Origin of the sequence: Streptomyces sp. NRRL B-24572 (assembly GCF_002156145.1) — a bacterium.
Classification (GTDB): domain Bacteria; phylum Actinomycetota; class Actinomycetes; order Streptomycetales; family Streptomycetaceae; genus Streptomyces; species Streptomyces vietnamensis.
Genome location: NZ_MWIG01000428.1, coordinates 1 through 7,455 on the forward strand (window position 1 = coordinate 1; position 7,455 = coordinate 7,455).

7 protein-coding genes are annotated in these 7,455 nt (G+C 70.6%); 4 read left to right on the forward strand and 3 right to left on the reverse strand.

Translation table 11 applies throughout. The features are described 5' to 3' along the window. Positions 1-46 precede the first annotated feature (46 nt). The 3 genes from CCN56_RS24655 (at position 47) to CCN56_RS24665 (ending at position 1,889) form a co-directional block, all read left to right on the forward strand. Positions 47-730 (forward strand): DUF3105 domain-containing protein, encoded by a 684-nt coding sequence (locus CCN56_RS24655; protein WP_086830092.1) that lies wholly within the window; start codon positions 47-49, stop codon positions 728-730. Further along, positions 727-1,353, forward strand: a complete 627-nt coding sequence (locus CCN56_RS24660; RefSeq protein ID WP_086830082.1) for a DUF305 domain-containing protein — start codon at positions 727-729, stop codon at positions 1,351-1,353. The genes CCN56_RS24655 and CCN56_RS24660 overlap by 4 nt, the downstream gene beginning before the upstream one ends. Positions 1,354-1,469: 116 nt before the next feature. Then, a complete protein-coding gene (locus CCN56_RS24665) occupies positions 1,470-1,889 on the forward strand; it encodes a CBS domain-containing protein (protein WP_086830084.1) in 420 nt (139 codons plus the stop codon). A 60-nt stretch (positions 1,890-1,949) separates the two neighbouring features. Here the strand turns inward: CCN56_RS24665 and CCN56_RS24670 are convergent, their stop codons facing one another. After that, complete coding sequence (locus CCN56_RS24670; protein WP_086830086.1) at positions 1,950-3,458, reverse strand: APC family permease; 1,509 nt, start codon at positions 3,456-3,458, stop codon at positions 1,950-1,952. 114 nt (positions 3,459-3,572) lie between these two features. Between CCN56_RS24670 and CCN56_RS24675 the strand changes: the two genes are divergently transcribed. Continuing rightward, complete coding sequence (locus CCN56_RS24675; protein ID WP_179199976.1) at positions 3,573-5,327, forward strand: NAD+ synthase; 1,755 nt, start codon at positions 3,573-3,575, stop codon at positions 5,325-5,327. A 9-nt stretch (positions 5,328-5,336) separates the two neighbouring features. On the opposite strand, the gene CCN56_RS24680 is transcribed toward CCN56_RS24675, so the two are convergent. Together CCN56_RS24680 and CCN56_RS24685 are read right to left on the reverse strand one after the other, a co-directional pair. After that, positions 5,337-6,344, reverse strand: coding sequence for an endonuclease/exonuclease/phosphatase family protein (locus tag CCN56_RS24680; RefSeq protein WP_373412897.1), 1,008 nt, complete (start codon positions 6,342-6,344; stop codon positions 5,337-5,339). Positions 6,345-6,571: 227 nt separating this feature from the next. Then, complete coding sequence (locus CCN56_RS24685) at positions 6,572-7,321, reverse strand: TetR/AcrR family transcriptional regulator (RefSeq protein WP_086830090.1); 750 nt, start codon at positions 7,319-7,321, stop codon at positions 6,572-6,574. Positions 7,322-7,455 lie beyond the last annotated feature (134 nt).

Below are 7,455 nucleotides of genomic sequence, written 5' to 3' on the forward strand. Positions count from 1 at the left end.
TCCACCCCCGAACTCCACCCCACTCCTGAAGAAGGACGACCTCACCATGGCCGCACCCCGCTCCGCCACCGCCTCCAACGACCGCCGCGCCCGAATAGAGGCCGCGCGCCGCGCCGAGCAGGCCCGCGAGCGCCGCAACCGCCTCCTCACCATCGGCATCTCCTCCGTCGTCGTGCTCAGCCTCGTCGGCTTCGGCACCTTCATCCTGATGAAGGAGTCCGACAAGCGGGACGCGGAGAAGGCCGCCGCCAACGCCCCCATCGCCGCCGAGAAGTCCTGGGACGCGAAGAAGCTCGGCCGCAACCACGTCACCAAGGCCGTGCACTACGACATGAAGCCGCCGGTCGGCGGTGACCACAGCCCGGTCTGGATGAACTGCGACGGCGTGGTCTACGACAAGAAGATCGCCGACGTGAACGCCGTGCACTCCCTGGAGCACGGGGCCGTCTGGGTGACGTACAACAAGCAGGCCTCCCAGGACGACGTGAAGAAGCTGGCCGGCAAGGTCAAGAACACCAAGTACTCGCTGATGAGCCCCATGGACGACCAGGCCGGGGCGATCATGCTGTCCGCCTGGGGCAAGCAGGTGACCGTGGACAGCGCGGACGACCCGCGCGTCGACGCCTTCTTCACGAAGTACGTGCAGGGTCCGCAGACCCCGGAGCCGGGTGCGGCCTGCACGGGCGGGATCGGCGCGGACGGTCAGGGCGGTACGGGGATGGGCCAGTGAGGCTCAACCGTACGCAGGGGGCGGCGGTCGCCGCCGTCGCCCTCGCGGTGCTGTTCGCCGGGGGCGCGGTCACCGTCGCCTCCGCCGACCGTGACGAGGCCCCGAGCACCCCGGTCTCCTCGTCGGCGGACGCCGGCTTCGCCCGGGACATGGCCGTCCACCACCAGCAGGCCGTCGAGATGTCGTTCATCGTCCGGGACCGGACGAAGGACGAGGAGGTCCGGCGGCTCGCGTACGACATCGCCAACACGCAGGCCAACCAGCGGGGCATGCTGCTCGGCTGGCTCGATCTGTGGGGTCTGCCGAAGAACGTGTCCGGGGTCGCGCCGATGGCCTGGATGGGCATGGGCGACATGGGTTCGATGGACATGGACGGGGCCCTGATGCCGGGCATGGCGACCAATGCGCAGCTGGACGAGTTGCGCAGGGCGAGCGGCCGGGAGGCCGAGGTCCTGTACCTGAGGCTCATGACCGAGCACCACAAGGGCGGGGTCCACATGGCCGAGGGCTGCGTCCAGAAGTGCTCGGTGGACATCGAGCGGAAGCTGGCGCAGGGCATGGTCGACGCGCAGAGGTCCGAGATGGCGCTGATGGCGGACATGCTGAAGAAGCGCGGGGCCTGATCGGCGGGGCGCCACGGCCCCCGCGACCCGCTGCGGTCGCGGGGGCCGGGTCGTCCGCCGACAATGGGTGGGCTCGGGGATTCGTACGACACGTTCGAACGAAAGGTACGTACCCCATGACCACGGCGAAGGACATCATGCATCCCGGGGCCCAGTGGATCCCGGCACACGAGACGCTCGACCGTGCCGCGCAGATGATGCGCGACCTGAACGTGGGCGCACTGCCCATCGCCGACGAGAACGAACGGCTGACAGGCATCATCACGGACCGCGACATCGTCGTCGGCTGTGTGGCCATGGGCCACGACCCGTCGAGGGTCACCTGCGGCGACATGGCGAAGGGCACCCCGCGCTGGATCGAGGCGGACGCGGACGTGGGCGCCGTCCTGGAGGAGATGGAGAGCCACCAGATCCGACGGCTGCCGGTCATCGAGGACAAGCGGCTCGTCGGCATGATCAGTGAGGCCGATCTGGCCCAGCACCTCTCCGACGAGCAGCTCAAGGCGTTCTGCGCGAGCGTCTACGCCGCTTCCTGACCCTTTCCCCTCCGTACTGTGGCCCGGCGGCCCCGCAGTGGGCCGCCGGGCCCCGGCGTGTCAGGGCGCCGCCGACGCTTCCCGGTGGTCGGGGTGGACCCAGCCGGGCTTGCGGTACTTGAGGAGCGCGGCCGGGATCACGATGCCCAGGAGCAGCAGGCCGCCGCCGACGATCAGCAGGTAGCGCCAGAGCGGCTGGTTCCCGAACTGGTCGGGCGGGACGAAGCCGATGACGAGCGCGGCGACGGAGGCGACGAAGCCGATGCCGGCGACCCATTGGACGGCGGGGACGCGGAAGCCCCGGTCGACGTCCGGTTGGGTCCTGCGGAGCTTGACGACCGCGACGAACATCAGCAGGTAGGCGATCAGATAGATCTGCACGGTGATGACGGAGAACATCCAGTAGGCGCTGGAGACGTCGTCGCTGAAGGCGTAGAGGATGCCGATCAGGGTGGTGATCACGCCCTGCGCGATCATGATGTTCTGCGGGGCGCCGTCCTTGTTGAACTTCTGCAGCGAGGGCGGCAGGTAGCCCTCCTGCCGGGAGAGCAGGACGAGGCCCTTGGCGGGTCCGGCGAGCCAGGTGAGCATGCCGCCGAGGGCGGCGCAGACCAGCATGATGCCGACGACCTTGGTCATCCAGCCGATGGAGAAGTGGTCGAAGAAGGCCTGGAAGGCCTGCATCAGACCGGCGGTGAGGCTGAGCTGCTCGGCGGGCATGACCCAGGCGATGGCGAGGGCCGGGAGGATGAAGATCAGCAGGACGAGGCCGGTCGCCAGGAACATCGACTTCGGGTACTCGCGCTTGGGCTCGCGCAGCGAGGAGACGTGGACGCCGTTCATCTCCATGCCCGCGTAGGACAGGAAGTTGTTGACGATGAGGACCAGGCTGGCGAGTCCGGTCCACGGCGGGAGCCAGTGGTCGGCGCTCATGGGCTGGGCGGAGGGGTTGCCCTGACCCAGGAAGACGATGCCGAGGACGACCAGGAGGACGCCGGGGACGAGGGTGCCGACGATCAGGCCGAAGGAGGACAGGCCGGCGATCGTCTTCGTACCGCGCGAGGAGATCCATACCCCGGACCAGTAGATGACGATGATGACGATCGCGACGTAGAGCCCGTTCTCCGCGAGGGAGGGGTCGATGACGTACGCGAAGGTCGAGGCGACGTACGCGAGCAGGCTCGGGTAGTACGCGATGGTCATGGCGAACTGGCACCAGACGGCGAGGAAGCCCAGGGGCTTGCCGAGGGCCTCGCTGACCCAGCGGTAGATGCCGCCGGACCAGCCGGAGGCGAGCTCGGCGCCGACGAGGGCGGTGGGGAGCAGGAAGACGAGGGCGGGCAGCAGGTAGAGGAAGATCGCGGCGAGTCCGTAGATGGCCATGGACGGTGAGGGCCGCAGGCTGGCGACGGACGCGGTCGTCATGAAGGCGAGCGTCAGCCAGCTGATGCTGTTCGTTCCCGGGGGACGCCCCCGGCCCCCCTGCCTCTTGGTGCCGTCGTCCTGCGGGACCGCGGTGTCGGTCGCGGCGGGCCGTGCCGACTCTGCCGGTTCGTCAGTGGTCGTCATGGGGTCATGATCAGCGGGGCGCGGCCGCCCCGCATGTCGGCGGCCGGGGACGCAGGGACGTCCCGGACCCCGGATCACAGGACATAGCGTCGGTTTGACGATTACACTGGGCGGGTGCCTCAACTACGCCTCGCCCTGAATCAGATCGACTCGACCGTCGGAGACATCGCCGGGAACGCCGAGGCGATCGTGCACTGGACCCGGCACGCCGCCGGGCAGGGCGCGCATCTCGTCGCGTTCCCCGAGATGGCGCTGACCGGATATCCCGTCGAGGACCTCGCGCTGCGCTCCTCCTTCGTCGAGGCGTCCCGGACCGCCCTGCGCGGTCTGGCCCGGCGTCTCGCGGACGAGGGGTTCGGGGAGCTGCCGGTCGTCGTCGGCTACCTCGACCGCTCCGAGCGGGCCGAGCCGAGACTCGGCCGGCCCGCCGGGTCGCCGGAGAACGCCGCCGCCGTCCTGTACGGCGGCGAGGTGGCGCTGCGCTTCGCCAAGCACCACCTGCCGAACTACGGCGTCTTCGACGAGTACCGCTACTTCGTGCAGGGCGACACCCTGCCGGTCGTCCGCGTCCACGGCGTCGACGTGGCCCTGGCGATCTGCGAGGACCTCTGGCAGGAGGGCGGCAGGGTGCCGGCGGCGCGCAGTGCCCGGGCCGGTCTGCTGCTCTCGGTCAACGCCTCGCCGTACGAGCGGAACAAGGACGACACCCGGCTCGAACTGGTCCGCAAGCGGGCCCAGGAGGCCGGGTGCGTCACCGCGTACCTGGCGATGACGGGCGGTCAGGACGAGCTGGTCTTCGACGGCGACTCGATCGTCGTGGACGCGTCCGGCGAAGTGATCGCGCGCGCCCCGCAGTTCGTGGAGGGCAGCGTGATCCTCGACCTGGAGCTTCCGGCGGCCGAACCGGACGCGCCCGAGGGCGTGGTCGACGACGGGCTGCGGATCGACAGGGTGGTGCTCTCCGGGGAACCGCTGCCCGCGTACGAGCCGGAGCTGACGGGCGGTTACGCGCACCGGCTCGACGACGACGAGGAGGTGTACTCGGCGCTGGTGATCGGACTGCGGGCGTACGTCGCGAAGAACGGTTTCCGCTCGGTCCTGATCGGTCTGTCCGGCGGCATCGACTCGGCGCTCGTCGCGGCGATCGCCTGCGACGCGCTCGGCGCGGACAACGTGTACGGGGTGTCGATGCCCTCGAAGTACTCCTCCGACCACTCGCGCGGCGACGCGGAGGAACTGGCCCGCCGGACCGGGCTGCACTTCCGCACCGTGTCGATCGAGCCGATGTTCGACGCGTACATGGGCGCGCTCGGGCTCACCGGTCTCGCCGAGGAGAACCTCCAGTCACGGCTGCGCGGCACGACGCTGATGGCGCTCTCCAACCAGGAGGGCCACATCGTCCTCGCGCCCGGCAACAAGTCGGAGCTGGCGGTGGGCTACTCGACGCTGTACGGCGACTCCGTCGGCGCGTTCGGGCCCATCAAGGACGTCTACAAGTCGGACGTCTTCCGGCTCGCCCGTTGGCGGAACCGGGCGGCCGAGGAGCGCGGCCAGACCCCGCCGATCCCCGAGAGCTCGATCATCAAGCCGCCCAGCGCCGAACTGCGCCCCGGCCAGGTCGACACGGACTCGCTGCCGGACTACGACCTCCTGGACGCGGTCCTCTCGCTGTACGTGGACCAGGACCGGGGCCGGGACGCGATCGTGGCGGCCGGGTTCGACGAGGAGCTGGTGACGCAGACGCTGCGGATGGTGGACACGGCGGAGTACAAGCGGCGCCAGTACCCGCCGGGCACCAAGATCTCGGCGAAGGGCTTCGGCAAGGACCGGCGCCTGCCGATCACGAACCGCTGGCGGGAGACGATCTGAGGCCGGTCCTCAGAGCTTCACCCGGGCGGCGAGCGGCAGATGGTCGCTCGCCGTCTCCGGCAGCGCCCAGGAGGACACCGGCTCCACGCCCTTGACCATGATCTGGTCGATGCGGGCCATCGGGAACGAGGCCGGCCAGCTGAAGCCGAAGCCGTCGCCCGCCGCGCCCTGGGTGGAGCGCAGCTGCGAGGTGACGGCGTTGAGGGCGCGGTCGTTCATGGTGCCGTTGAGGTCGCCGAGGAGGACGATCCGCTCGTGCCGGTCCTTGGAGATGGCCTCGCCGAGCGCGTTGGCGCTGGTGTCGCGCTGGTTGGCGGTGAAGCCGGCGTTCATCTTGACCCGTACGGAGGGCAGGTGGGCCACGTACACGGCCACCTCGCCCTTCGGGGTGACCACCGAGGCGCGCATGGCGCGGGTCCAGCCCATGTGGATGTCGACGGGCTGTGCGGCGCGCAGCGGAAGCCTGCTCCAGAGCCCGACCGTGCCCTGGACGGAGTGGTACGGGTAGGTGGCGGCGAGGCCCTTCTCGTAGACCGGGACCATGTCGCCCTTCAGCTCCTCCAGGGCGAGCACGTCGGCGCCGGAGGCGGCGAGGGCACGGGCCGTGCCCTCGGGGTCGGTGTTGTCGGCGTTCACGTTGTGGGTGGCGACGGTCAGGTCGCCGCCCGGGGCCGACTTGTCGGCGACGAGACCGCCGAAGAGGTTCAGCCACACCACGGCCGGCAGCAGCAGGGCGATCAGCGCGGTGGCCGAGCGGCGCACGAGCGCGAGCACGAGGAGGAGCGGCACGAAGAGGCCGAACCAGGGCAGGAAGGTCTCGGTGAGGCTGCCCAGGTTGCCGATCCGGTTCGGGATGTCCGAGTGGAACACCATGAGCAGCGTGACCGCCACGGCGATCACGGCGAGGAGGATGCCCCGGCGCCAGATCCCCGGATCGCGGCGGAGCCGGCCGAGCGCGGTCCGGAACCGGGACCGGGGACGCTCGCTCCCCGCGCCGCCGTGATCGGTCTCCGTCATGTCCACCCGCGCCATCGCACTGTCCTCACTGCCTTGCTGCCTTGCCGCACTGCTGTCCCGCTCCGTGACCCGACGTCGACACTAGGCGATGACGGGTCCGTCGTACTCCCCCAGGGACGACACGGGCGCGTGGCGGGTTCCTGCAGGTGGCGCGGGCGGGGAGGCTGTGACAGAACGCGCACATTCGTACGGTTCAGGGGCGGTGTTCTTTCAGGGCTGTTGTTCTTTCAGCGCCGGGGGCGCAGACCCTCCATGACGGCGTCGACGACCTTCTCGGCGAGACCGGGCTCCAGGTCGGCGCCGGGCCGGATGACGGTACGGAGGAGCAGCGGGCCGGTGAAGAGGTCGTTGACGAACTCGACGTCGAGGTCGTCGCGGATCTCCCCCAGCTCCATGCCGCGCCGCACCGTGTCGAGGCCGAGGCGGCGGCGCGGCTCGATGACGGTGTTCTGGTAGGCCTCCCACAGCTTGGGATAGGCCTGCATCTGCGAGAACACGTTGTGGAGCAGGGCGGAGGACCGCTTGGCGAGGCCGCGCTGCCGCAGCATCTCCAGGAGCATGACGAGGTCGTCCCGGACGGAGGTGCCGGTGAGCACGGGGTCCCGGGGCTCCACGGAGCGGACCAGCTCGACGAAGAGCTCCTCCTTGCCGGGCCAGCGGCGGTAGATGGTGGCCTTGCCGACGCCGGCGGTACGGGCGATCCGCTCGATGGACAGCTCGGTGAGCGGGACGCCGTCCTCCAGGAGCCCGACGACCGCGTCGAAGATGGCCTGCTCGACGGCCTCGGACCGGGGGCGCCCACGCCGGACCGCCTCCGGCGCGGGCACGGGGCGGGTCCCGGCCGCCTCAGGCGCGGGTGCAGGGCGGGTCCCGGCCGCCTCAGGCGCGGGTGCAGGGCGAGTCCCGGTCGCCGCGGGCCTTGCCTGAACCGGCCCGTCGTCCTGGGGTTCGGGGATCCCGCCGTCCTGCAGGGGCACGTGCGCTCCGTCTCTCGTCCGTCCGGGTACTGCCATGTGGTCCCCCGATTCTCCCGCGTCCCCCCTGCCCCGACCACCACGCCCGGGCCGGGCCACGCGGCGGGCGGCGGCGGGCGCCGCCCGCCGCGTGGCCC

Coding starts and splice junctions, on each gene's coding strand:
- CCN56_RS24655 (WP_086830092.1), top strand. CDS start 47: ATGGCCGCACCCCGCTCCGCCACCGCCTCCAACGACCGCCGCGCCCGA.
- CCN56_RS24665 (WP_086830084.1), top strand. CDS start 1,470: ATGACCACGGCGAAGGACATCATGCATCCCGGGGCCCAGTGGATCCCG.
- CCN56_RS24670 (WP_086830086.1), bottom strand. CDS start 3,458: ATGACGACCACTGACGAACCGGCAGAGTCGGCACGGCCCGCCGCGACC.
- CCN56_RS24680 (WP_373412897.1), bottom strand. CDS start 6,344: ATGACGGAGACCGATCACGGCGGCGCGGGGAGCGAGCGTCCCCGGTCC.